20 protein-coding genes and 1 pseudogene are annotated in these 25,407 nt (G+C 59.1%); 5 read left to right on the top strand and 16 right to left on the bottom strand.

The genetic code is table 11. The annotated features are described in order from the left end of the window. Positions 1–196 precede the first annotated feature (196 nt). A complete protein-coding gene (locus DDA898_RS12050) occupies positions 197–1,606 on the top strand; it encodes an MmgE/PrpD family protein (protein WP_038911293.1) in 1,410 nt (469 codons plus the stop codon). A gap of 19 nt (positions 1,607–1,625) precedes the next feature. Here DDA898_RS12050 and DDA898_RS12045 read toward each other — a convergent pair whose 3' ends face one another. The 16 genes from DDA898_RS12045 to sctW form a co-directional block, all read right to left on the bottom strand. Next, positions 1,626–2,435, bottom strand: a complete 810-nt coding sequence (locus DDA898_RS12045; RefSeq protein WP_438266279.1) for a transporter substrate-binding domain-containing protein — start codon at positions 2,433–2,435, stop codon at positions 1,626–1,628. Between the two features lie 384 nt (positions 2,436–2,819). Then, the gene (locus tag DDA898_RS12035; protein ID WP_038911290.1) at positions 2,820–4,775 is read right to left on the bottom strand and encodes a methyl-accepting chemotaxis protein; all 1,956 of its coding nucleotides are present in this window, start codon (positions 4,773–4,775) and stop codon (positions 2,820–2,822) included. 521 nt (positions 4,776–5,296) lie between these two features. After that, positions 5,297–7,270, bottom strand: coding sequence for a methyl-accepting chemotaxis protein (locus DDA898_RS12030; RefSeq protein ID WP_038911289.1), 1,974 nt, complete (start codon positions 7,268–7,270; stop codon positions 5,297–5,299). Between the two features lie 697 nt (positions 7,271–7,967). After that, positions 7,968–9,197: a peptide antibiotic transporter SbmA gene (sbmA, locus tag DDA898_RS12025; RefSeq protein WP_038911288.1), complete on the bottom strand. Its 1,230-nt coding sequence runs from the start codon at positions 9,195–9,197 to the stop codon at positions 7,968–7,970. 159 nt (positions 9,198–9,356) lie between these two features. Beyond that, positions 9,357–9,851: an OsmC family protein gene (locus DDA898_RS12020; protein ID WP_038911287.1), complete on the bottom strand. Its 495-nt coding sequence runs from the start codon at positions 9,849–9,851 to the stop codon at positions 9,357–9,359. 81 nt (positions 9,852–9,932) lie between these two features. Then, on the bottom strand, positions 9,933–11,012 hold the full coding sequence (gene sctU / locus DDA898_RS12015; protein ID WP_038911286.1) for a type III secretion system export apparatus subunit SctU: 1,080 nt from the start codon (positions 11,010–11,012) through the stop codon (positions 9,933–9,935). 39 nt (positions 11,013–11,051) lie between these two features. After that, positions 11,052–11,855: a type III secretion system export apparatus subunit SctT gene (gene sctT / locus DDA898_RS12010; RefSeq protein WP_013318137.1), complete on the bottom strand. Its 804-nt coding sequence runs from the start codon at positions 11,853–11,855 to the stop codon at positions 11,052–11,054. A 7-nt stretch (positions 11,856–11,862) separates the two neighbouring features. Further along, on the bottom strand, positions 11,863–12,123 hold the full coding sequence (gene sctS / locus DDA898_RS12005) for a type III secretion system export apparatus subunit SctS (RefSeq protein WP_013318136.1): 261 nt from the start codon (positions 12,121–12,123) through the stop codon (positions 11,863–11,865). A 7-nt stretch (positions 12,124–12,130) separates the two neighbouring features. Beyond that, positions 12,131–12,784: a type III secretion system export apparatus subunit SctR gene (gene sctR / locus DDA898_RS12000; RefSeq protein WP_038911285.1), complete on the bottom strand. Its 654-nt coding sequence runs from the start codon at positions 12,782–12,784 to the stop codon at positions 12,131–12,133. After that, complete coding sequence (locus DDA898_RS11995; RefSeq protein ID WP_038911284.1) at positions 12,781–13,929, bottom strand: FliM/FliN family flagellar motor switch protein; 1,149 nt, start codon at positions 13,927–13,929, stop codon at positions 12,781–12,783. The genes sctR and DDA898_RS11995 overlap by 4 nt, the downstream gene beginning before the upstream one ends. Further along, the gene (locus DDA898_RS11990; protein WP_038901338.1) at positions 13,926–14,450 is read right to left on the bottom strand and encodes a type III secretion system HrpP C-terminal domain-containing protein; all 525 of its coding nucleotides are present in this window, start codon (positions 14,448–14,450) and stop codon (positions 13,926–13,928) included. Before DDA898_RS11990 ends, DDA898_RS11995 begins: the two co-directional genes overlap by 4 nt. After that, the gene (locus DDA898_RS11985) at positions 14,447–14,926 is read right to left on the bottom strand and encodes a hypothetical protein (RefSeq protein WP_013318132.1); all 480 of its coding nucleotides are present in this window, start codon (positions 14,924–14,926) and stop codon (positions 14,447–14,449) included. The genes DDA898_RS11990 and DDA898_RS11985 overlap by 4 nt, the downstream gene beginning before the upstream one ends. Next, positions 14,913–16,292 carry a type III secretion system ATPase SctN gene (gene sctN / locus DDA898_RS11980; protein ID WP_038911283.1) on the bottom strand — a complete coding sequence of 460 codons (1,380 nt, stop codon included), beginning with the start codon at positions 16,290–16,292 and terminating at the stop codon, positions 14,913–14,915. The genes DDA898_RS11985 and sctN overlap by 14 nt, the downstream gene beginning before the upstream one ends. After that, the gene (sctD, locus tag DDA898_RS11975) at positions 16,292–17,263 is read right to left on the bottom strand and encodes a type III secretion system inner membrane ring subunit SctD (RefSeq protein ID WP_038911282.1); all 972 of its coding nucleotides are present in this window, start codon (positions 17,261–17,263) and stop codon (positions 16,292–16,294) included. Before sctD ends, sctN begins: the two co-directional genes overlap by 1 nt. An 11-nt stretch (positions 17,264–17,274) precedes the next feature. After that, the gene (gene sctV / locus DDA898_RS11970) at positions 17,275–19,377 is read right to left on the bottom strand and encodes a type III secretion system export apparatus subunit SctV (protein WP_038911281.1); all 2,103 of its coding nucleotides are present in this window, start codon (positions 19,375–19,377) and stop codon (positions 17,275–17,277) included. 3 nt (positions 19,378–19,380) lie between these two features. Further along, entirely contained in the window at positions 19,381–20,550 is a 1,170-nt protein-coding gene (gene sctW, locus DDA898_RS11965) for a type III secretion system gatekeeper subunit SctW (RefSeq protein ID WP_038911280.1), read from the bottom strand. A 322-nt stretch (positions 20,551–20,872) separates the two neighbouring features. Here sctW and DDA898_RS11960 point away from each other — a divergent pair, with 322 nt between their 5' ends. The 4 genes and pseudogenes from DDA898_RS11960 (at position 20,873) to DDA898_RS11945 (ending at position 25,249) form a co-directional block, all read left to right on the top strand. Beyond that, positions 20,873–21,427 carry an RNA polymerase sigma factor gene (locus DDA898_RS11960; RefSeq protein WP_038901333.1) on the top strand — a complete coding sequence of 185 codons (555 nt, stop codon included), beginning with the start codon at positions 20,873–20,875 and terminating at the stop codon, positions 21,425–21,427. Between the two features lie 259 nt (positions 21,428–21,686). After that, positions 21,687–23,152, top strand: a pseudogene (locus DDA898_RS11955) (PAS domain-containing sensor histidine kinase). A gap of 30 nt (positions 23,153–23,182) precedes the next feature. Further along, positions 23,183–23,824: a response regulator transcription factor gene (locus DDA898_RS11950; RefSeq protein ID WP_013318125.1), complete on the top strand. Its 642-nt coding sequence runs from the start codon at positions 23,183–23,185 to the stop codon at positions 23,822–23,824. Positions 23,825–24,265: 441 nt separating this feature from the next. Then, positions 24,266–25,249: a sigma 54-interacting transcriptional regulator gene (locus DDA898_RS11945; protein ID WP_038911279.1), complete on the top strand. Its 984-nt coding sequence runs from the start codon at positions 24,266–24,268 to the stop codon at positions 25,247–25,249. Positions 25,250–25,407: the final 158 nt, after the last annotated feature.

The following is a 25,407-nucleotide window of genomic DNA, read 5'->3' as shown; positions in this document are numbered from 1 at the left end:
GCGTCGCGATGGAGCAATGGCTGTCAGCGACGACCGGATCGACGAGGGACGCGTCGGCACAGTAGCCGGTACGCAATGACCGGGTTATGACCTTTGGTTTACACGGCGGCGAAAATGGCATAAAGCAGCGGGAAAGCGGAGTGTTATCATCGATATATTTGCCATATCCCCCTGAACCTGACAGGAATCCAAACCGATGTATTCCCCGAACCATGCCGCCCCAATAACCCTGACGCTGGCCCGTTTTGCCTGCCAGCTTACCCCAGAGGCGATCCCCACGGTGTGGCGGCGGAAAATTCTGCTGCATCTGCTGGATACGCTGGGGTGCGGCGTCGCCGGGCTGGAGAGCGAGGTGTTTTTGCAGGCGCAGCGCATGGCGCGTCAGCAGTATGCGGCGGGCGCATCGCCGGTGCTGGGAAGCCCAAACGGGCTGTCGGCGCTGGGGGCGGCGTTTGTTAATTCGGCGGCGATGAACGCGCTGGATTATGACGACGGCTTTGAGCGGGACGGGCGCGGCATGGGGCACCCTGGCGCCACATTGGTGGCCGCGGCGTTGGCCGCGCTGGACGGGCGGCAGATATCCGGCGCCCGGTTGCTGTGCGCGCTGGCGGCCGCCTGGGAAATCAACGGGCGGGTGATCCTGTCTCAGCAGCCCAGCCCGGAACGTTTCCGGCAGGTGTACGGCGTGTGCCAGCATCAGTCGCTTGGCGCGGCGGTCGCGTTCGGCCTGCTGAGCGGCTGCGATGCCGCCGGGCTGGAAAACGCCATCGGGCTGGCGGCGTCGCTGACCCCGCTGCCGGGGCTGCACAAGTACAACTGGCGGCAGCGGCCGCTGGTGGCGTTCAAGGATTATAACGCGCCGGCGACGGAAGCCGGGGTGCGCGGGGTATTACTGCACCGGGAAGGCGTCATTGGGCCGCGCGACGTGCTGGGCGGAGATCATGGGTTCTGGCGCATGGCAGGCTCCGACCGGTGTGATACGTCGCTGCTGATCGATGCTCTGGGCGAAGAATGGCGACTGCGCCATGCCAGTTTCAAACGCTACCCGGTTTGCCGCTGGATGCATACCGCGCTGGCGGCGTTTGAGTTATTGCTGGCGCAGCAGAGGCTGTCGCCGGATCGGATCGCGCGGGTTCAGGTGATCGGCAGTCGGACGCTGGTACAGCAATTCGCCGATACGCAGGTGCTGAGCGAAACCGATGCCCAGTTCAGCGTGCCGCTGGCATTGGCCTGCCTGGCTTACGGCGTTCCCCGCCAGCGCTGGAGCGACGCAGCGGCGCGGCGGAATACGACCTTGCTGGCGTTTGCCCGGCGGGTCGAGTTAGTCGTGGATGACGAGCTGGAGCAGTTGATGGCGGTGCAGCGGCGGCCTGTCAACCGCGTAAGGGTCAACGTCGACGGGCAGTGGCTGAACGCGCCGGCAGTGGATTATCCGCCGGGGTGCGAACAGAACCCGATGGCGGAAGCGGAGATTGTGCGCAAGTGCCGCGACAATCTGTCGCGGCGGCTGGGAGAGACGCAGAGCAAGCGCTTTGTTGATGCGCTGCTCGAGCTGGAACGTCAGCCGGATGCGGGGGCGCTGCTGGCGCCGCTGTTTGCCGGCTGACGTTCCCCGATCGCGCCGGTTATTTCCACGCCTCGCGGATTACCGGCGGCACCTTGCTGATATCCACGCCGCGCGCTTGTAACGCCTGCTCGTAGAACTGCTGAATCTGCCCGGACTGATAGAGCTTGCCGAATTCGTCGTTGAGGAACTGGTGGAACGCCTGGTCGCTTTCCTTGCGGATGGCGCCGCTGGTGCTGACCGCCACGATCGGCTTCGGCAGGATCAGGTTGCCTTTGCCGACTTTGGCCTGTTGCAGCGCCAGCGCCGGATGGAAATAAGACAATGCATCCACCCGTCCGGCATAAAACGCCGCCACGCCTTCATCCATGTTGGGGAAACGCACCAGCTGCGCTTTCGGCAGGTTTTTGGTCAGCAGCAGGTCCGGGCTGGACCCCAGCGTGACGCCGATTTTGACATCCGGCCGATTGAGGTCTTCCCAGTCGGCGACGCTGATGCCGTCGCGCACCAGCACGCCCTGGGCATACCAGAAGAACGGCTGCTCGGGAAAGTCGACCGCTTTCTTGCGCTCCTCGGTGGGGTCAAGCACCAGCATGGTGTCGATCTGGCCGGTTTGCAGCGCGGCGACCGCGTTGCCCCAGGTGGTTTCCACCGTCACCAGTTTGACCCCGAGGTCTTTCGCCAGCACCTTACCGACCTGATAGCCGATACCGTCCCATTCGCCGGTCGCCGCGTTCTTGAAATACCAGGGTTCACCCTGCGCCACGCCGATACGCAGTTCACCGGTCTGTTTGATGTGTTGCCAGGTAGAGGCCGGCGCTTCGGCCTGAGCCAGCCAGGGCGCGGCGGCCAGCGCCAGCGCGGCAATCATGGTGCGAAAAGATAAATGCATAATGTCCCCGTGTGTGAATGGTTAAGCGCCTGTATCAGAGGGATGTTACGTGTCCAGTGGATGTTACGTGCCCAGTGGATGTTACGTGCCGGTGTCGGCCCGACTACGCCGCTTATCCTCCGATAAAACCAGGCGTTGAATGAATCAAGAGATAAAAGGTGAACACCACGCGCGACATCGGCTTGTTTCATAAATAATGCTTTAATATCATTAACATGATGATTGCGCGTGCGGGCAGTATTGCAGGAAATCGGCGCGACATTAAATGCGAAGAGTGACTGAGCTTATGCGCTGGGTGGTAAAACGAAGGGCACGACACGTTATGGCGGGCGACGCCCGCCATAACGAGGCAGAATTAACGGTTTAGAACGACTCCCACTCGTCGTTGCCGGAGCGGGCGCCCGCTCCGGCGCCGGCCAGCATCAGCGGTTTTTTAGCGCTGACGGCGCCGGGTTTGTGCGCGGAGCGGGTAGGGCGATGGTTGTCGTCATGGCCGAGGCGGAATATCGAGACAGCCTGTTCCAGCGCCTGCGCCTGCTCTTCCAGCGAATTGGCCGCCGCGGAGGATTCTTCCACCAGCGCGGCGTTCTGCTGGGTGGTGGCGTCCATTTCGGCTATCGCGTTGGAAATCTGGTTGATGCCGCGGCTCTGTTCGTCGGACGCAGAGGCGATTTCACCCATAATGTCATGCACATGGGCGATGGAGCGGATGATCTCGGCCATGGTTTTACCGGCGCTTTCCACCTGCGTGGAGCCGGTGTTCACCCGGATGACCGACTCGCCGATCAGCGTTTCGATCTCTTTGGCGGCCTGGGCGCTGCGCTGAGCCAGATTGCGCACCTCGCCGGCCACTACCGCGAAGCCACGGCCCTGTTCGCCGGCGCGCGCCGCTTCCACCGCGGCGTTGAGCGCCAGAATGTTGGTCTGGAAGGCGATGCCGTTGATGACGGAAGTGATTTCGGAAATGCGGCGGGAACTGGTGGCGATCTCGTTCATGGTGCTCACCACGTTGGTGACGATCTCGCCGCCTTTGGTGGCGTTGCCTGACGCATCGGCCGCCAGTTGCGAGGCGTGATGCGCGTTGTCGGCGTTCTGCTTCACCGTGGAGGTCAGTTGTTCCATGCTGGCGGCGGTTTCTACCACCGCGGCCGACTGCTGTTCGGTGCGGGAGGAGAGATCGGTGTTGCCGGCGGCGATTTCCGACGCGGCGGACGCCACGTTGTTCACCCCTTCGCGGATAGTGCCGATCATATCGCGCAGCTTGTGGTTCATTGCATTCATCGCCGACATCAACTGGCCCAGCTCATCTTTACGGGTGACGGTGATGGACGCGGTCAGGTCGCCCTGGGCGATCCGCTCCGCCAGCGACAGGCTCTGACGCAGCGGGCGGGTAAGTTGCAGGGTGATGCGCCAGGCCATCAGCACGCCGAGGGCGATAATCGCCAGCCCGATGATCCACTGTTCGTATTGCGACTGGCGGGTAATGTTATCCACCTTGTCTAACTGGGTTTGGTAGAGCTGGGTCGCCGACTGGTTAAGAACCAGCGCGATATCCGCCATGCGCTGAGACGCCGCGTTCTCTTCCTGATAGGCCGCCATGTAAAGGGTGATATCCCCGTTGTAGGTGGCGAAAAGCTGCCAGGCCTGATTCAACCAGGCCTGCTGTTCCGCGCTGTATTTTGACAGCGCCTGCGTGATGGCATGTTGCGCGGTACTCAACGCTTTGCGAAGCGCCGCTTCGGTTTCGGCGGAGGGCATCAACGTCAGTTCATGGGCCGTATCTTTGATATCCGACAGTCCCTCGTTGATGTACATAAACTCCAGCCGTAATTCCGCCGGCAGCGTGGCGGCATCGAATTGTCCGCGCAGGGTATCAATCACTTTACCGATGGTATCCTGCGACAGTTTTTGACCGATAGCGTCCCGCTTTTGGCTGGCGCTGATCAGGTTTTCCCGCGCGACATTATATTCCTTGCCGGACTGGATAATCTTATCCAGCAGAATACGGGTGTCCGCATCCCATTTCATTGTCTGGGCGACATTCAGCGATTGCGTCATTTTATTCAGCAGTTCGCCGTTTTTATTAATAGCCGCATAATCGTGGGTATATTGGAAGCGCAGACGCTCCCGCCGGGCTTCTTCCAGATAGCTGTTAATATTATTGCTGATAATGGACTTTTGGGAGTACGCGTCAATATTTTGAAAGCCATTGATCCCTGACAGCATGATTATCGCCGCCATTAATAATATCAGTCCGAATCCCATCGCCAGCTTCACACCGACTCTGAAATTGTTATAAGCGCCAAAAACAGTCTTCATTGGGCCTTCCTTTTTTTGATTTACCAGGGTAGTGATGGGGAAAACAAAAAAAACGAATTGAACATATCAATGCATGAGCGCTTCAGGGAGTGAGTGCTGAAGCCATGTTTTATTGCTGTTAGTTATAGGATAGTCGATGGTGATACCGTCGTTTTATCAAACGGTCGTTACTGCTGCGGACATCATAACCTCATCCTCAGCACAGGGAAAGATAATGTAAAAATTATGTTTCCGCATCGTAATATTCTACAGTGATATTATCAATCAGCTTATTGAAAGAACGGACCGTCATGATTAATGCGTCATTCGTTTTTTAAATGACCGACATAAAAACGTAATAATGCGGAACGACAACATGCAGGGATAATTTCGGACGTGCGTTTAGCCGGAAAGAAAGTTTGTGCATGTCAGAATAATACTGCCGGGAAAGGGGCGGGAGATTAAAGACCGTAGCGGCATGCATAAAATAAATACAGCATGGCCGTATATCGCCATGCTGTATTGTCCGTGGTTAAAATCGGTTAGAACGACTCCCAGTCATCTTTGCCGTTGGCCGCAGGGCGGCTCAATGCGGTGGTTTTGGCGGCCGAGGTCGCTTTAGCGGCGGATGTCGTCAGTTTCAGCGGTTTGCCGGCGCTGAGGCTGGCGCGCGGTGCCGCTTCGTTGTTACCGAGACGGAACACCGATACCGCATGCTCCAGCGTTTGCGCCTGCTCTTCCAGCGAATTGGCCGCCGCGGAAGACTCTTCCACCAGCGCGGCATTCTGCTGGGTGGTGGCGTCCATTTCGGCGACCGCGGTGGAGATCTGGTTGATGCCGCGGCTCTGCTCGTCAGAGGCCGACGCGATCTCGTCCATGATGTCATGCACATGGGAGATGGAGCGGATAATCTCGTCCATGGTTTTACCGGCGCTCTCCACCAGCGTGGAGCCGGTGTTCACCCGGGTGACCGACTCGCCGATCAGCGTTTCGATCTCTTTGGCGGCCTGGGCGCTGCGCTGGGCCAGATTGCGTACCTCGCCGGCCACTACCGCGAAACCACGGCCCTGTTCGCCGGCGCGCGCCGCTTCCACCGCGGCGTTGAGCGCCAGAATGTTGGTCTGGAAGGCAATGCCGTTAATGACGGAGGTGATTTCGGAAATGCGGCGGGAACTGGTGGCGATCTCGTTCATGGTGCTCACCACGTTGGTGACGATCTCGCCGCCTTTGGTGGCGTTGCCTGACGCATCGGCCGCCAGCTGCGAGGCGTGATGTGCGTTGTCGGCGTTCTGCTTCACCGTGGAGGTCAATTGCTCCATGCTGGCGGCGGTTTCTACTACCGCGGCCGACTGTTGCTCGGTGCGGGAGGAGAGATCGGTGTTGCCGGCGGCGATTTCCGACGCGGCGGACGCCACGTTGCTCACTCCCTCACGGATTTCGCCGATCATCTCGCGCAGTTTGTGGTTCATGGCCGCCATGGCGGACATCAGCATCCCCAGCTCATCGCGGCGGGTAACGTTAATCGAGGCGGTCAGATCGCCTTGCGCAATCCGTTCCGCCAGCGACAGGCTCTGATGCAACGGACGGGTAATTTGCAGGGTGATGCGCCAGGCCATCAGTACCCCGATAGCGATAATCACCAGACCGGTGAACAACAGCTGCCACTGCGAGCTGGTGGTGGTGGCGCTGACCAGCGACAGTTGGCTTGCATACAAATCGGTGGAGGCGTTATCCAGAATGGTCGCCGCGCCGGTCATGGTACTGGTGGCGGCGTTTTCATCCCGGAAGGCGCTCATATAATCGTCAATGTAGCCGTTGTAGGTGGAGAAAAAGCGCCAGGCCTGGTTCAGCCACCCTTGCTGCTCCGCGCTGAATTTGGGCAGGGCTTGATTGAATGCGGTCTGAGTGTTGCCAAGGGCTTTGCGCAGATTGGACTCGGCCTGAGGGGACGGTTGCAGTAACAACTCATGCGTCAGGTCGCGAATTTCCGACAGTTGTTCGAACAGCGTGCTAAATTCCAGCCGTAATTCCGGCGCTATCGCATTGTTGCTGAATTGAGTACGCAGTGTATTGAGCACGTCGGCGCTGCTGTCCTGATTCAGTTTTTGCGCAACGACATCGCGCTGCTGACTGGCTTTAAGCAGCGCTTCCCGTCCGGGGAGATATTTTTTGTAGGCGTCATTGAGCTGATTCAGTAAGTTCTGCGCATCGGGGCTCCAGGTCAACTGGTTGGCCTGATTCAGCGACTGGCCGACTTTTACCATCAGGTCGCCGACTTTATTAATCGCGGTGTAGTCATGGGTATACTGAAAACTGAGTCGGGCTCGTCTGGCATCGTTCAGGTTATTATTAATATCATTACTGATAATGGATTTATTGACATACGCGTCAATATTACGAAAACCATTAACTCCCGATAGCATGATGAAGGCGGACATGATCAAAATCAGTCCAAACCCTATCGCTAGCTTAATACCAACCTTCAGATTGTTATAGGTATGCAGAATTGTATTCATTAAGGCTTCCTATGGGGCTAAATGTGTCGATAATGCAAGATCAACAGAGGCTAACCATCTGTTAACATCCATGTTTTTTTTAAAAATTAGAAGATGGGGTTTTTTCAGCGAAGAGAAAAAACCTGTGAATGTTATCACATTTTTTTTAAACATAAACAGCTAGCGACATAATGAAATAACGCACTGTTTACGTTTTTTATTCCAGATTCGATCTTACGTATTTTTATTCTGTTCAGAGTCTGTTAAATGATTTCGTGTACTAGTTAATTGGGGCGGGAGAATTGCCGTTTCTTATTACTTATTCAAAAAATTATTTCCAGATGGCGGCACTAAGTCATATTTTTTCATTTCATCTATACCCAAAATAATTCGAGTAATAAAGCCAACGCACCTGCAACGTGAAGTATGACGGGTATGCTGCCGAAAAATAATGCTCTGCTTGCTGTTTACTCGTCGGGACGTCCAGGCATACACCCAGATAGTTCGAACGGCAGGGAAGGCGCGCATGACGGGGCGAGTGAGATCAAACTCTGTCGTATGATGGCGCCGACGACGACGCGGATGCAAGGCGTAGGCAAAGGGGAGAATAGGTCAGGCGCCGGTTCAAACATGGCTGGATGCTGGCGTCTGTCTGAATCCGCCGGTGCGTGGGGTTGATACCTCGTCGCACCGGCAGCGTGGAAAGGGAATGCGTCCGTCAGGCGCCGGAAGTGGCATCCGCGGCGTCGGTGGTCATCGGCACATCCTGAATTACCGATTCGAAACTGCGCAGACGTTTATAAATCGACATCAGTTCCACGATGGTGGTCCAGGAGTTGATCAGGTACTGGAACGAGCCGCGCACCTGATCGAACACGTTGGTGATCTGCGTCATCAGGCCGAGCGTCAGGCTGCCTGCGACGATCGATGGCAACAGCATGATGATGCCAAAGATATTGTCTGTTTGCAGATAAAGCACCCGCGCGATGTTGAAGTAGGTGTAATGGAAGTAAAGGCGGAAATAGTTTTTCCGCACGTTGCCAAACAGCTGTTTTACCGTAGGCGGCGCGGCGCGGCTGGCGTCATCCTCGCCATACACCAGCTCTTTACGGTAGGCGGCTTCCACCCGCTGATTATTGAATTCCAGCCCCGGCAGTTTGATGCCGATCAGCGCCAGCACGCCGGTACCTGCCAGCGACCAAATGACAGCGGCAATCACCAGGCCGTAGGGAATCTCGCCGATCAGCGGCAGCGATTTGACGTGAGAAGAGAGGCTGACCAGCACCGGTAAGAAGGCGATCAACGTCATCAGCGATTTCACCAAATCGACCCCCAGGCTTTCCACGGTGGAAGCGAAACGCATGGTGTCTTCCTGAATACGCTGCGCCGCCCCTTCAATGTGGCGCAACGCTTGCCAGTGCGAGGTGTAGTAGTCGTTCATGGCGGTACGCCAGCGGAACACGTAATGGCTGACGAAAAACAGGTTCAGCACGCCGACGGTCACCGCGGTCAGCGCGATACCGAGGAAAATCAGCAACTGCTGGTAAAACGCCTGAATCGTCACGGCGTTAGGTGCGCTCAACGCTTTCTGGATCAGATCGTAAAAAGGAACGTACCAGTCGTTGACCGCCACACCGACTTCGACCGAAAAATAGGTGACGAAAATAATCAGCGACGTGCCAAGAATCGACCAACGCTGCCAGGGATGTGGACTTAACCATGCCCAGGCACCGGCGAATAGACCCACGCACAGCAGATAGTAACCGTAGAACCACAGAAAGGCGGGCGACAGGAACCGTATCGCGCCCTGCGGCAGCGGCTGGCTGATGTGCAGCAGGCTATCGCCCAGCGGACGCCCCCAGCCATACCAGATGATCACCGCTACCAGCGACCAGATCAGCGCGGAGGAGAAAAACAGTTTGGGGGTGGGAAAAAACGATTTGAACATAAACGCACTTTTATCTGTAAAAGGAGAATAACTGCCGTGATAGCAAATATTTAACGCTGGCGCAGGATTATATTGAAACGATTTTTGACTGGGTAACGCTTTTCTTTACGCAGATGCGCAGGCGGCGAGAGGTAAAAGCCGCCGCCGCTCAGGAGCTAGCTAGCGGTGCGACGACGACGGGTTATCGACCACGATGTCCGGCTGGTGGGTGACGGTAAAGTTAACCGAGCGGGCAATAAAACACATCTCGTGGGCCTGATGGTGCAACGCGAGAGCAGTCTGTGGGTCGCTGTCGGCGCTGATCACCACGCGCGGGCGCAGGGTGACCGACAGAAATTGCCCGGCGCCGCCGGCCTCTTCCACCATTTCTCCTTCCGCCCGGTCGTCGTAGGCCACCACCGTGACGCCGGCCCCCGCGCACAGCCCGAGATACCACAGCTTGTGGCAGGCGGACAGCGACGCCACCAGCAGCTCTTCCGGATTCCAGCGCGCGGGGTCGCCGCGGAAACTCGGGTCGGATGAGCCGGGCAGCGTCGGCTTGCCCGGCGCGCTGATGTCATGATTGCGGCTGTAACCGCGATAGCTGGCGGTGCCGGCGCCTTGGTTGCCGGTCCAACTGACCTGTACCTGATAGCGGTGAATTTTGTCTGCCATGTTGCCCTCGTGCTCCGATTAAAAAGATACCCGGTTGCAGTCTAGCAGGCGCGGGCGTCAAACAGCGAAGCGCCGTATCGGTCAACCCATCTCGATCACATCGCGTGCCGGCAGGCCTTTCTCCAATTGACGTAATACCTTATAGACCTGCGCCACCGGTTGCAGGGTGTCGCGCGGGATGTAGTGGCCTTCCGGTATCCGGTACAGGGTGCGCGCCAGCCAGATGAAGCGGATCACCGGCACGCCGGCCTGATGGGCGCGGGCAATCAACGCTTTGGCCTGATCGTCTTCGCCCTTGAGCAGGATGCGCGGCAGCGGCGTTTTGCCGGGGCGGTAGAACAGCGCCACCGCGTAGTGGGTCGGGTTGACCAGCAGTAGATCGGCGTCTTCCACTTTGGGTTTGGCGCGCGGGCTGGCCGGTTCGTTGAGGATCTCCTGCGCCACCGATTTACGATGGCCTTTCATGTGCGGGTCGCCTTCCGAGTTTTTGAACTCGTTGCGGATATCTTCATGGCTCATGCGCTGCTGTTTGAGGAAGTAATATTTTTGCAGCCCGAAGTCGAGCACTCCCAACGCCAGCAACGCGGAAAGGGTGGTGCGCGCCACGCTTTTCAGCACGTTTTCCACCCCTTTCCAGAACGTGGTCAGATCGCCGTAAGCCAGTTCCACCAGCCACTCCAGCTGCGGCATCACCACCAGCCAGAACACCAGCCCGATGGTCGCCGCCTTCAGGATGTTGGTCAGCATGTCGGTGAGCTTGCGCATGGTGAACATTTGCTTGATCTGGTTGATCGGATTGAGACGGTTGAAATCAACTTTCAGCGCCTCGACGGCAAACAGCGGGCCGTACTGGATCCAACCGCCAACGACGCGCATCAGTAGCGCTACGCTGATGGTCAGCAGGCAGAAGGTAGCCAACAGCGACAGCGCTTCGCTGAAAATTTCATCCGCCGCATGCCCGAACGGGTCGGTGATGCGGCTCAACGGCAGCTGCATCAGCGCCTGCAATTTGCTCATGCCGCTGTCGGTCAGCGCCAGAATCATCTCCAGCAACGCGAAACTGATCAGCAGCTTGGGCACATCCTGGCTCTGGCCCACTTCCCCTTTCTTGCGAGCGTCCTGCAACTTTTTTGGGGTGGGTTTTTCGGTTTTTTCACTCATCCCGGCACCTTGTGGTTAGTAACCGTATCTTGCAGCCATTCAGGGGGATGCCTGAAAGAACAGCGGGAGCAGGTGTTTCAGGTCGCTCAGCGCCTTGAGCCGCCCCTCGCCGAGAAACTGCAACACCGGCATGTAGAGCACGAAAAACGCCATGCCGGCCAGACATTTGGCCGGGGTGGACAGCACATACACCTGCAACTGCGGGCTGTAGAGACTGAGGATGGCGATACTGAATTCCAGCAACAGCAACAGCGCCACCAGCGGCCCGGCGTACACGATCATGTGCTGGAAAGTGTCTTTGAGCAGATCGAGATAGGTGTGAAACCCCTGTTCCGATAACGGCGGCAGAAAGTCTAACGCCGGCCACAGGCGGTAGCTGTCCCACAGTAACTGGGTAAAGCCGGGAAAACCGATGGTGATGATCAGCATCATCATGAACAGTTCTTTCATCATGTGGCCGAGCGGGGTGGCGTCGCTGCCCAGCGCCGGGTTGAGCTGGCCGCCGGTGAGCGCGCCGCGCTGGTTATCAAACAACGCGCCAACCGACTCGAACAGCCAGAATGGCATCGCCAGCACTACCCCCAGCAATAGCCCGATCACCAGCTCTTTGAGCAGCAGGCCGGGTAGCATCGGCCAGGTAATGGTGGTGGTCAGCATCTGTTGCTGGATGGCGCCCGCCGGCACCAGCGCCAGCGCGATCGCCACCGCGTTACGCAGCATGCCTTTGATAATGGTGAACGAGAACAGCGGCACCAGAAACAGGCACGGATAAAGCCGGGCCACGCCGAGCGTCAGCGCGTAAATAAAATCGTAAATGTTCTGGATCGTGGCGATGGATAACATGGCCGCCTCACACCCGGGTTTGTTCGATCATGTTGAAGGCCAGCATCGCCAGTTGGATCAGCTCGACGCCGATCCAGCGGCCGGTCATGGCCAATACCAACCCGACCGCCACCAGCTTGACGGCAAAGGGCAAGGTTTGATCCTGCAACTGCATCACCGCCTGTAGCAGCGAAATCAGCACGCCGACCACCACCGCCACCAGCAGCGGCGGCGCCGACAGCATCACCACCAGCACCATCGCCTGTCGAAACAGATTGAGCGTTTCCATGGTCGCCTCACAGATAGCTGTAGAACAGGCCGTCGAGCAGGCGCGTCCAGCCGTTGACCAGCACGAACAGCAGCAGCTTGAGCGGCAGCGAAAGGGTGGTGGGCGCCACCATTTGCATCCCCAACGCCAGCAGCACGTTGGAGACAATCAGGTCGATAACGATAAACGGGATGTAAATCAGAAAACCGATCTTGAACCCGGCTTGCAGCTCCGACAGCACATAGGCCGGCAGCATCAGCAGAATGTTTTGGGTAGTGATCTTTTCGGACATCGACGCCGGCCACATGCGCAGGCTGTTTTCATGCAGGTGGGTCAGAATGTCCGGATCGGTGTTGCGCGACATGAATTTCTGCAACGGTTCGATGCCTTTGGTCACGCTGCTTTCCAGCGCGTCGAGACTGCTGAAATCCACCGGCGCGTCCTGAAATCGCTGTTTGATGTCGCTGAATACCGGCGCCATCACGAACAGCGTGGCGGCGAGCGCGATACCGTACAACGCCATGTTGGGCGGCACCTGCTGCACCCCGATGGCGTTGCGGGTAATCATCAGCACCATAGACACTTTAAGAAAGCAGGTGCAGACGATCATCATCAACGGAATCAGCGACAACGCACCCAGAAACAGGGCAAACATCACCGGGTCGAAGCTGCCCGAGGTCATAACGATGGCTCCGGGGAGATGCTTCCGTCCACGCCGAGACGGCGGGTAATCTGCAATCCCAGCCGACCGTCCACGTCCACCAGTTCGCCCAGCGCCAGCGGCTGTTCGCCGTGGTACAGGGTGGCCTCGCCGGGTGTTGCCTGTTGTAGGGTTAACACCGTGCCGGGGGCCAGTTGCTGCAAATCCTGTAACGTCAGCGTCAGATAACCGCAGCGCACGGTCAGCGCCAGCGTCAGCGGCGGCAGCGCGTAGCCCGACGGCGCGCCGGTGTGATGTTCGCCATCCGGGGCGGAAAAACCGGCGTGCGGCGACGTTTCGGGAGCGGCGTCAGTCTCAAATGGGGCCGCGTCGTCAAAAGGTATGGTGTCGTCAAAAGGTGTGGTGTCGTCAAAAGGTATAGCCACGGGACATTCCTCCAGTTCTGTCACGGTAAACCAGTACGGGGCGAGCGCATCCATCCTGAGCTGCCCGGTCAACCGCCGGTCGGCCAGCGTGATGCAGCCGTTGCCCTGCGGTGAAAAGTACTGTTTGAGTGGACAGATCAGGTCGCCCGGTTCCAGTGCCGCCAATTGTTCGTGTGACAACGTCACTTCTGCCAGCACCAACGGCACGCGCATCGCCAGGTGGCCGGGCAGCGGGTAGCGGGGCGCGTACCACCCCGGCTGGCTTTGCCACTGCCGCAAGGTTTTAGTCGATGTTCGCAACCGGCTGCGAACCCGGAAATCGCCGTGGATGACCTCCAGCCACAGTGTCAGTTCGCCATGCTCTGCGCTGTCTGGCGGTTGCGATGACGCCGGCCGGATTTCACCGAACAGTTCGCGTAGCGCCGGGCTGAGATGGTGGTTGTACTGTGTCCAGTACCAGTTGGCCGTTTCTGCGTCGTCGTCGGGGCCGGGGATGAGCGCCGGGCAGGCGGAAAGCAGCGACAGCAACGGCGCGGCGTTGTCGTCCAGCCACAGTGAGCCGGCATGGCAGCGCCAGCGGCTTTCCTGCCGGCCGGGCGGGGCGTCGTCCGCCAGTTGCAGGCGCAGTTCGCCGGGCTGCCCGTCCAGCATGAAGGCAAAACGGTGCGCCGCCGCTAGCTGGCGGGAGAGCGCGGCTCGCGCCTGACTGACCGGGCGCAGCGTCCGGGCAAGCGGGATCATTCCTCGTCCTCCCGGCTTTCAAACTGTAGGCGTACCGGCGCGCGCAGCGTATCCGCCAGCGATCGGCGGCAGGCGTCGCGCTGGCTTTTCAACTGTTCATAGGCGGATTTGCCGAAGCGCAGCGACACGTCCCAGCCGCTGGCGGGCAGCGTCACCATCCGCACATCCACGCTGCCCAGTTGCGGCAGTTGCAGGCTGAACGACAGCGGTTCTCCCCGGCGCAGCAGCGGCATGTCGGTCAGCGACGACTCCAGCGCCGGCCAGTACGCCGGCGTGACCGGTTCCGCCTGCGTCGGGGCATCGGCGAAGGCGTCCAGACTCAGAGGGAAGTTGAACGCCAATGGTGGACCAAACGGCAGCCAACTGGCGTCGGGGAACTGCATTTCCGGCTCGGACAGCTCGCCTTCCCAGAAGGCATCGTCGTCGTAACCGTAGCCGGGGAAATCCTGCTCCTGGCCGTGCGGCAACGGGCGCAGGGCAGGCAGAGAAACATCTTGCGTTGCGGGCAGATGAGGGGTCATATCGCCTCCTGATAGGTGGTTAACAGAAACTCCAGTTTTTCAACGGCTTTCTGGCAGAGCCGGGCCGCTTCCCGGGCCTGGCCGACCTGCTGCTGCCGGTTCAGATACTGTTGCTGCCAGTCGGTACACAGCAGCACCTGCGCCTGAATCTGACGAATATGCTTTTGCTCCTGCTCCAGCTGGTTTTTCAGCGACTCCAGCGTCTGGGTTTTCCCCAACGCCTCGCGCAGGAAAATAGTGCGCTGCTGCTGCCAGTCGGCCTGCAACTGCTCCAGTTGCGCCTGTTGCGTGCGCAGCGCCGCTTCGGTTTGCCTGAGCGTCTGTTCGGCCTGGCGCAACTGGCGTTCGGCGCGGCTGAGGCGTTGCCGACGGATCGGCAGCAGCTGGTTAAGTACCGCGCCCAGTTCCTGCGCGCTGCTGTCCGGCTGCTCTTCTTCCATCGCGCTGACGGGTGGCATGGCGTTAGAGATTGGCATACTGGCTCACCTCTTCGAGTTGCGACTGAATGTGGTCAAAGCCCTGCGGCTCGCGCATCGCCTGTTGCAGAAAGCGGTTGATGTCGTCGTTGGCGCTGACGGCGGCATCGGTGAAGGCGTCGTGCCCCGGTTGGTATTCCCCGAGGCGGATCAGCATTTCCACCTGCTTGTAGGCCGCCATCAGCCGCCGTACCGCGTTGGCGTGACGGGTGTGATCCCGTTCCACCACGTTGCTCATGGTACGGCTCAGGCTCATCAGCACGTCGATCGCCGGGTAGTGGTTGCGTTCGGCCAGCCGGCGCGACAACACGATGTGGCCGTCGATCAGCGATCGCACTTCGTCGGCCACCGGGTCGTTCATCGAATCCTGTTCGATCAGCACCGAATAGAGCGCGGTAATCGCGCCCTGACGGGTTTGCCCGGCGCGCTCCACCAGCCGGGGCAACAGGGTGTAGACCGAGGGCGGCAAGCCGCCGCGCCCCTGCGGCTCGCCCAGCGCCAGGCCGATTTCGCGCTGAGCGCGGGCAAAGCGGGTCAGTGAGTCGATAATCAGCAGCACTTGTTTGCCCGCGGCGCGAAAGGCTTCGGCGATGGCGGTGGCGGTAAAGGCGGCGCGGGCGCGCTCCATGCTGCTGCGATCGGAGGTGGAGCAGACCAGCACGGTGCGGCTGCGCAGCTGTTCGTCCAGTTCGTGATCGAGGAATTCGCGCAGTTCGCGGCCGCGTTCGCCGATCAGCCCAAACACGATGGCGTCGCACGGGGTGTTGCGCGCCAGTTCCGCCAGCAGGGTGGTTTTGCCGCAGCCGGCGCCGGCGAATACTCCGACACGCTGACCGCAGCCGATGGTCAGCAGGCCGTCGATGGCACGCATACCGGTGGGCAGCGGGTCGGCGATGCGCGGGCGTTCAGTAGGCGGCGGCGCGTCGCCGATCACCGGGATAGGGGTGGCGTTAAGTGAGCCCGGTTCGACAAACGCGCTGTGGCCGCCGTCTTCCAGCGGGCGGCCGAAGCCGTCCAGCACACTGCCGAACAGCGCGTCGGACACCTGCACGCAATGCGGCTGGTACAGCGGGGTGACCACCGCGCCCTGCGCGATGCCGTCCAGCGCGCCCAGCGCCGACAGAAAGGTGTTTTCCGGGCTGAAGCCGACAATTTCCGCCAGCACCTGCGAGCTGTCGTCGCGTGCCACCAGGCACAAATCGCCGATGCGGGCGTTCGGCAGGCTGGACTCCAGCAGAATGCCGCTGATGCCGATGATTTGCCCCTGTCGCGTCACCGGCGAATACGCCGCCAGCTGACGTTGTTGCTGTTGCAGCCACCGGCTCAGCCGGGGGTAGCGGGTATCGATTGCGTCCTGCGCGTTCATCACCAGTTCACCTTGATCTGTTGTTTGCCGCGAAATTCGATCTGGCTGTCGTTGATGCTCACCAGCCGCAGGTTGTCCACCTCGTCGCCGACGAAGATGCGCCGCCCGTCCGAGGTCACTACGTTGGCTTTCGGGCCGCTGGTGACCTGCACGATCTGGAACGGCAACTGGTCGTTTTTCACGGTGGTGTGATTTTCGATCTGCAAAGCGGTGACGTAACGCTGGTGGAACTGTGCCAGCATGCGCGCCAGCCGGGTGTGCTGCGCGGGCGGCAGCGCGCCGCTCAGCACGATGCGGTTGTTCTCCTGACTGGTCGAGACTAGCCGTTCCAGTTCGCGGTCGGTAAGCATGGTTTGCAGGGTGCTGTTCAACTGCGGCAGGGTGCCGATCGGTAAACGGTTATCCTGCGGCGGCGGTGCGGGCGGCATCGCCGCCGTTTCCTGCAACATCCAACTGCCGACGATCATGAACAGCAGTACCGCCAGCAGCAGGTAGCTGAATTTGGCCCACAGCGGCAGGCGCGCCTTCTCCCGGCGCGTCACCATCGGTTCCGGCATCGGTGCGGAAGGGGTATCCGGGGCGATGCCGGCGTCAGGCGGGATGACGTCGGCGTCGGTTCCGGCGGCGTCGTCGGCCAGGTCGTCATCCGGCGGCGTTTCCTCCGCCTCATCCTGCCAGGGGGTATCGGCGCTGACCACGCACAGCCAGATGCCGCCGGCGGCGAACGGCGTGCCGGGCGGCAACCACAGCGATTGCGCCGCCGCGTGGCCTTCGCTGTTGCTGACCGGGCCGTCCAGCACGGACACCAGCCAGCCGTCGGGCTGTTTTTCCAGCAGGCAATGCCGCTCGCGGATGCCAGGATCGTAGAGCACCATATCCGCCTCGTCGGCGGAACCGATGCGCCATGAGGTTCCGCTTAACGGCAGCGCGGCCCCACGGTGCAATCCGGTCAGAACACGGAGTTCAAACATTTTGCGTTATCCTATGCGTTAAAGGGGTCAACCCGGTCCAGCAGGTCGATACGGCCCGCCACGTTGATCGACAGGTGCGACTCCAGTTCGGTGAACGACAGCACCGGTACGTGATGAAATTCGTCCTGCAACAGAATGCGTAGCGGGCTGCGCAGGTCCTGCGCCACCAGAATCAGCGCCGACGGCGGCGTCATCGGCGGGAATGCGCGCCGCAATAGGCCGAGCAGGGTGGCGGCGTATTCCTGGGTCAGCGCGAAGAAGGTTTCGTTCTGCGTCTGGCGTAGCGCGTCGCGCAGCAGCTCTTCGGTTTCCGGCGTCAGCAGCCAGACGGTGAGGCTGTCGTCCTGACTGTACTGGTGGCAAATTTGGGCTTTCAGCTCCAGCCGCACGTAGTCGGTGAGGGCGTTGATGTCGCGCTCATGCTGACCGATTTCGATCAGCGCTTCGGCGATCGGCCGCACCGAACGCAGCGGCACCCGCTCCGACGCCAGCCGTTGCAGTACGCTGGCGAAGCGCGATAACGGCATGATGCGCTGTAGCTCCTGTGCCAGCTCCGGCTGTTCGGCCTCCAGCCAGGCGAGGATCGATTTGGTTTCCTGCAGGCCGATAAACTGCGCGCCGCTGCGATGAATCGCATTCTCCATGCGACTGAGGATCAGCGCGTCCGGGCTCCAGGGGCTCAGTTCCGGCTGCTGTAATAGCGGATGTTCCGGCGTCAGCCACAGCAGGTGGTGTTCGTCGCGGGCCGACAGGCCGGGCATCATGGCGTCGTCCTGCATCGCTTCCGGCAGTTGTCCGCGCGGCACCGCCAGCAGCGGCACGCCGAAGCTGGCTCGCAACTGCGGGATTTCATACACGCAGAAGCGGAACTCATCCTCCGGCACGTTGGGGTTGAATTCGATATCGAACGACGGCAGCGTAAAGCCGAAGTGGTACACCAGCCGGTTGCGCAGGCGACGGATGTCCTGTACCAGCACCGCGGCGGCCGCGGCGCCCTGCCACACGGTATGGAACTGCAACAGGTAGGCGCGGGTCGGGTTGAAACGCCGCAGATCCTGATAGCCGTTCTGTTCGGCGGGCATGCCGTCATCCGCCAGCAGCGAATCCTGCAAGCCGCTCTGTTTGACGCGCCACAGCTGAAACAACCCGCTGCCGAGCGACGCCAGGCTGATTAGCAGAAACACCAGCGTCGGCATACCGGGCAGCAGCGCGAACCCCAACATGCCCACCGACGAGATGATCCACGCCTTGGGCTGGCTGGTCAGTTGCTCGGCGATCTCCCGGCCAATATTGTTGTCCATTTTCTGGCCGTCGGCGGAGACGCGGGTGATGATCATCCCGGCGGTCAGCGAAATCAGCAGCGCCGGAATCTGAGCGATCAGGCCGTCGCCGATGGTCAGCACCGAGTAAATGTGCATGGCGTCGCCGGCGGCCATGCCGTTTTGCAACACGCCGATGGCGAAGCCGCCAATCATGTTGATGAATACGATCACCAGGCTGGCGATGGCATCCCCTTTGACGAACTTCATCGCCCCGTCCATGGCGCCGAACAGCTGGCTCTCCTTGGCCAGGTTTTCCCGTCGCTGGCGAGCCTGCTGGGCGTCGATCAACCCGGCGCGCAGGTCGCTGTCGATGGACATCTGTTTGCCGGGCATGGCATCGAGGGTGAAACGCGCCGCCACTTCCGCCACCCGCTCCGACCCTTTGGTGATCACCAGAAAGTTCACCACCGTCAGGATCATGAAGATCACCAGGCCGACCGCCAGATTGCCGCCCACCACGAAGTTGCCGAACGCCTCCACCACGTGACCGGCATCCTGTTGCAACAGAATCTGCCGGGTGGTGGAGATGGACAGCGCCAGCCGGAACATGGTGGTTAGCAGCAGCACCGCCGGGAAGGTAGAGAACGCCAGCGGTTTGGGCAGGTACATCGCCAGCACGATCAGCAGTGATGAAATACAGATGTTGAACGCAATCAGCACGTCAATCAGGCCGGTCGGCAGCGGGATAATCATCATGAACACAATCGCCATGACGATGACGGCGCCCACCACTTCGGAGCGCTGCATGGCGCTCATGGCAAAACGGTTAAGCCAGGCGATCAGCACAGCCATCGGTTACCCCTTGTTCCGAGATCGGTCGTTCATCGGTTTGGCGTCATCCTGCTGCTGTTTTTCGTACTGGGCGAAGTCGCCGATCAGGCTACGAATCAATTGCAGGGCGGTGAGACGGTTTTTGGCGTCGCGCCACAGCGGATGCGGCAGGTCGTTAACCAGCGGCAGCAGGCCGTTGAAAAACAGCAGCTGGCGCTGGGTGTCCTGCCCGGCGACTTCGCGGCCGAGATTGTGCAGGTCGCGGGCGTAGGCGCCGTTGGCGCTCAGGCCGATCAGCCGTCGGGTCAGCTCCACCGCGCCCAGCGTGCACTCCGGCATGCGCGACGCCAGCCGTGCGAGCAAAGACTGGCTGGCCGACAGCGTATGGCTGAGCTGGCGCGAGTCGTTCAGGCTGCTGAGCATTTTGCTGAGCGCATTTTTCGAGATGGACGGTGCCAGCGAGGCGATATCCGCCGCCAGCGCTCGTTGCAGCGTACGCAGCCCGGCCGCGAAGTGTTGTGCATCGAAGCGTTCCAGTAAGGCATCGAGCAGGGCGCTGGGCGACTGCTGATGGACGATGCGCTGATAGTAGAGGTCGCGCAGCGCCTGTTTCTGGTTCGGGTCGGTGCTGAACAGGGAAATGGCGGCGGCGGTGTTCAACCCCGCCCGTACTTCCGGTCCTTTTTCCTGATGCAACTGGGCCAGGCTCTGGCTGGTCGACTGCGCGAGTGAGGCGTCCTGCTGCTGTTGCGCCTGGCTCAGCACATGGCGCAGCACGATATCGCTGCGTGCGGCGTCGCCGCCTGCCGCCTGCATGATGGCCTCGACCGAAGGCGGCGATGACTGGCGCAGCAGTACCTGCATCTGCCGGATCTGCTGGTCCAGCGTCGGGTGTTTCGGGTTTTCCAGCAGTTGAAACAGTTCGGTCAGTTTTTCGATGCGCTCGATGTTGGCCAGCATCCGGCTTTGCGGCTGGCTGATTTGCCGCCGGTTCAGCGCCTTGCTTTTGCGTTCGACCTGTTCGCCGAAACTGGCCGCGACCTCTTCCATGGCGTCGTGAAGGGCTTTGTCGTGCGACGGCCGGGCGTCGCTGGTTTTGACCGGCATGCCGACCGGCTCCTGCTCGTCAATGTCATTGGCGATGGCCGCGCTGCTGGTATTGAGCACGGAAGAAACGTTATTGAGTGAAATCATGGTCCTGTCCTGCCTGAAGCTGCCTCTGCTTTAACGGTGTGCTGTTATGTGGCAGGAGTGGGGAGCAGGTTCCCAATAAATGATACAAGTCAATAATAATAAGTAACAATAGGTTATTATTTTGTTGATAATTATTTAGTTGATCTGTTCTGCAAAAGCTTGCAATTTAGGCTGAATTTTACTGGCAAAAAATGGCATAAAAAGCCAGGGTGATAAAAAATAAAATGATAAATAACAGCTAGTTAATCGGATTTTTCTGGCTGGCACGCGCCTTGCTCTCTCCGATGCGCCAATTGGGGCATATCGATGGAGAGTTAGTGAAATGGAAACGATTACACTGAAACAAATGGATGCGTGTCAGATTCATACCCCTGCCAATACCGTGGACTGGGAGCAGGTTTTTCGCCTGCATGGCAAGCGACTGCAAAACTTCATTCGCAAGCGCGTATCGAACCGTGAAGATGTGGAAGATTTACAGCAGATGACTTATCTGGAAGTGCTGAAGAACCGCGAAAAGTTCGCCGGCGCCTCGCGCCCGGAGACTTGGGTATTTGGCATTGCCCTGAATCTGGTGCGAAATCACTTCAAACAGGCGCGCTATCGCACCGTCGATATCAGCGACGATGCGTTGGAAGTGGCGGAAATTCTGTCGACGGATATCGATCCCAGCCGCATTACGGAGTGCGATCACTCGCTGAACCGCGCGCTGACGGCCAGTGCGCACCTGCCGGAGGAAACGCGTAAGATGTTGATGATGCTGCTGGATGCCGATGTCAGCTATCAGGATATCGCCGAGCAGCTCAACATTCCTATTGGCACTGTACGCTCGCGTCTTTCCCGCGCCAGGGGATATCTCCGCCAGGCTGTTGATGCATAAGTTGACTCCTCCGTGCGGTTGTCCGGCACGGGGGCGCTTATATTGCCATGCCCCGGGAGGGCATCTTCCCTTAATCAGGGGAGGTGAAGGAACCTGTCAATATCAGGCTGTATGCCGCCGGCGCCGCACATCGCGGCGGAGTGCAGCCTAACAGGGTCGCAGGCCACCTTCCCGGAGGCGATTTCTGCGGCTTTCCTTTCTGCTGTCGGCACCCGGTTTTCAGGGGGCCGACAGGCTGAGCGATAGCAAGGAGATGGCAATGTTATATACCCCGATTTCCCCTCAACCCCACCATCCTGATGACGTACCGCCGCTTGAGCTGGTGGATTTCGCCTTTAGTCGTATCAACGATGCCATTTATATTGTCAACGATATGGAGCAGTTTTGTTACGCCAATGATGAAGCCTGTCGCATGCTGGGCTACAGTCGCCGCGAGTTTCGTCGTATGCGAATACAGGACATCGACCTTGGCTGGACAAAAGAAGAGACGAACCGCCACTGGAGCGACCCCCGCTGCTGGAAGCGCGGGCTGACGTTTGAAACCCGGCATAAAACCCGCTTTGGCATGGTGCTGCCGGTTGAAGTCAGCGTGAATCATTTTCTACATAAAGGACGAAAGTACAGTATGTGCGTAGTAAGGGATATTCGTGAACGCAAGCATATCGAACAACTGGCCTACGCCCGCGAGCAGGAGTTCCGGGCGCTGGTGGAGAATACGCCGGATCTGATCACGCGTTTTGATCCACAGCTCAACTGCCAATACGCCAACCCCGCCACGCTGGCCCACCTGCGTTTTACCGCCGAGCAACTGCGCGGGCGGCGGCTGACCGATTTGCTGCCGAACGCCCGCTGTGCCCAGCGCATTTTGCAACTGGTGCAGATGGTGGTGGATACGGAAAGCAGCGTCGAAGGCGAACTGGAGGAGGATATCGGCGCAACGGAGACGCGCCACCGGGTGATCCACCATATCCGCTGTGTGCCGGAGTTCGATCAAAGCGGCAAGCTGACGTCGATCCTCACCGTTGGGCGCGATATCACCGCCATCCGCTATGCCGAAAAAAAACTGGAAGATTCCCACATGCAGCTGCGACTGCTGGCGCGCCAGCGGGAAATCTCTCGCGAAGAAGAGCGCAAACACATCGCCAGGGAGATCCATGACGAGCTGGGGCAGCACCTGACCTCCATGCGCATGAGTCTGTCGCTGATGCGTATGCAGTTCGCCCGTGATAACCCGCATATGCTGACGCAATTACAGAATTTGATGGCATTGTCCGATAAAACCATTCAGGTGGTGCGACATGTCGCGACCCGGCTACGCCCCAACGTGCTGGATATGGGGCTAACCCCTGCGCTGGAGTGGCTGCGTGATGACTTTATCCGCCAGTATCGCTGCCCTTGTCTGTTGCGGGCGCCGGAGCCGGAAGTGGTGCTGAATGACGAATGTGCCACCGCGGCGTTCCGGGTGGTACAGGAGTCGCTGACCAATATCGCCCGTTACGCCGAAGCGACGCAGGTGGTGATTTCGCTGGAAAACCGCGAGGGATTGATCGTGCTGAGTGTGCGCGACAACGGCAAAGGATTTGACGCTCAGACCCGCAAGCCTCACGCCTTCGGCCTGATGAGCATGAAAGAGCGCGGCCGGATGCTGGGGGGGAAGTGGTAATAGAAAGTCAGCCGGGAGCGGGTACGCTGGTTCGGCTGACGTTCCCGCAGGATACCGCGTAGAATAGATTTTCTCTGGAGGAGGAAACGCGAATGGATAGACTCATAAAGCTGATGATCGCTGACGATCACGTAATTATGCGTGAAGGATTAAAGCAGATCTTTGCATTAGACGACAATCTGGAGGTGGTGGCGGAAGCCGGGACCGGATCGCAGGTGCTGGCGCAATTGCGGGAGAGTCAGGTCGATTTACTGCTGCTGGACATGAGCATGCCGGGCATTTGCGGTGAAGAGCTGATTATCCGTATCGTGGCGCAGTATCCGCGTCTGCCGATTCTGGTGTTGAGCATGTACAGCGAACCGCAGATCGCCCGTCGGGTGCTAAAAAGCGGGGCGCTCGGCTATATCACCAAAGACAAGGACCCGGAGGCGCTGTTGTCGGCTATCCGCCGGGTTGCGCAGGGGGCGCGCTATATCGACCACAGCATCGCCGAGCAGATTGTATTTGCGGATTGCCAGACCCGCGGCGACGGGCGTAATGAACTGCTGACCTCGCGGGAGCATCAGATCATGGTGATGCTGGCGCAGGGGTTGGGGGTCAATGCCATCGCCGAAATGCTGGCCATCAGCAACAAAACCGTCAGTACCCATAAATCGCGATTAATGGAAAAAATGCAATTCACCACCAACGCGGACATTGTGAAATATGCATTGAGCCAGCGTTTAATCGCCTGATGATAGTCTGTAGTCCTCCCTTCGCTTATGGCCTTGTGTAAGACCATGCCATGACGAAGGGGGGAACCCGCGCCTTCAGTGTCCGGAACGCCGCCATCGCCGCTGTCTCCGGGGTAAGATTATTCCTACTTTTCACTCTGAAATTCCTACGCCAACTTCAGCCGCCGGCTGATGGTTTGTTTTGCCGTTGGCGGTAATGCTTACACACTCCATAAATAATTTGTTAATACTTGCAGATTGGTGATTGTTAAGCGTTAAGAAATTGTCAGGATGGCAACAGGAGCCATCGGAGCCAAACCCGTGCCGGCGTTCAGAATTAGGTTGTATTCCGTCATGATGCAATGACAGCTACTGATGGCTATGTTGCGGCGGGGTACTTTCTGGAACGGGATAGATTCGACAGTTTGATAATGGAATATAGAAAAATGTACAGGAGTTTTCATGACGATAAGGAATAGCAATGAATCCGTGCAGTCACTTCATTGTGCCTCCCATGAGTCCTCGTTAACGCATCCGTCGGAAGATATACACGGATCGCTATCTTCTCTCATCCACACTATCGCGCCCCTCAACGTTGATATCGTACTGGAAGGCGAAACCGGCACCGGCAAAGACACGCTGGCGCGCCGTATTCATCAGCTTTCCGGCTGCGCCGGCCCGTTGGTGGCGGTGAACTGCGCCGCCGTGCCGGAAACGCTGGCGGAAAGCGAGTTATTCGGGGTGGTGTCCGGCGCTTACACCGGCGCCAGCCGGTCCCGCGCCGGATACCTTGAAACCGCGGACAAAGGCATTCTGTTTCTGGATGAGATCGACAGTATGCCGCTGACGCTGCAGGCCAAAATGTTACGGGTGCTGGAAAGTCGCGGCATCGAACGGCTGGGCAGCACCCAATTCAAACCGGTGGATATGCGGGTGATCGTCGCCACGCAGACGCCGTTACAGCAACTGGTGGACGAAGGGCGTTTTCGGCGTGACCTCTACTTCCGGCTGGATACGGTAAAAATTCAGCTGCCGACGCTGCGTTCGCGTACGGAAATCATTCTGCCGTTATTCGAGCGCTTTTTGCGTGAGGCCTCGGCACGCCTGAAACGGCCGGTGCCGGGCCTGTCGGCTATCATTCAGGAACAACTGCTGATGCACGGCTGGCCCGGCAACATTCGTGAGTTGAAGGCGGCGGCCGAGCGCTGGGTGCTGGGGCTGTCGCCGGTGCCGATAGCCAGTGATGGCGACGGGCAGGTAATGGGAGAGGATACGCCGCTGACGTCGCTGAAAGTGCGCCTGCGCCGCATTGAGCGGTTTCTGATTCAGGAAGCGTTGCAGCGCAACGACCACTGTATCGATACGGTGGTGAATGAGCTGGGCATTCCCAAACGCACGCTCTATCACCGCATCAAGCTGCTGAATGTGGCGGCGCGCGGGCTGTAATTTATCGGGCTGTATCCTGTTATCACCACCAGGGGAAAAAAGTGAATATCTTTCGGAACCACCTCGCATTATCTCCTACTTAATCTATGAACACGATGACTGTGTAAGTCGCAAAGTTCATAGCGAAATCACTTTATCAATTAATTGTTAACTGGAGA

Source organism: Dickeya dadantii NCPPB 898, from assembly GCF_000406145.1.
Taxonomy (GTDB): domain Bacteria; phylum Pseudomonadota; class Gammaproteobacteria; order Enterobacterales; family Enterobacteriaceae; genus Dickeya; species Dickeya dadantii.
The sequence above is the reverse complement of the archived record's forward strand: the minus strand, read 5'-3'. Positions and strand labels throughout refer to the sequence as shown.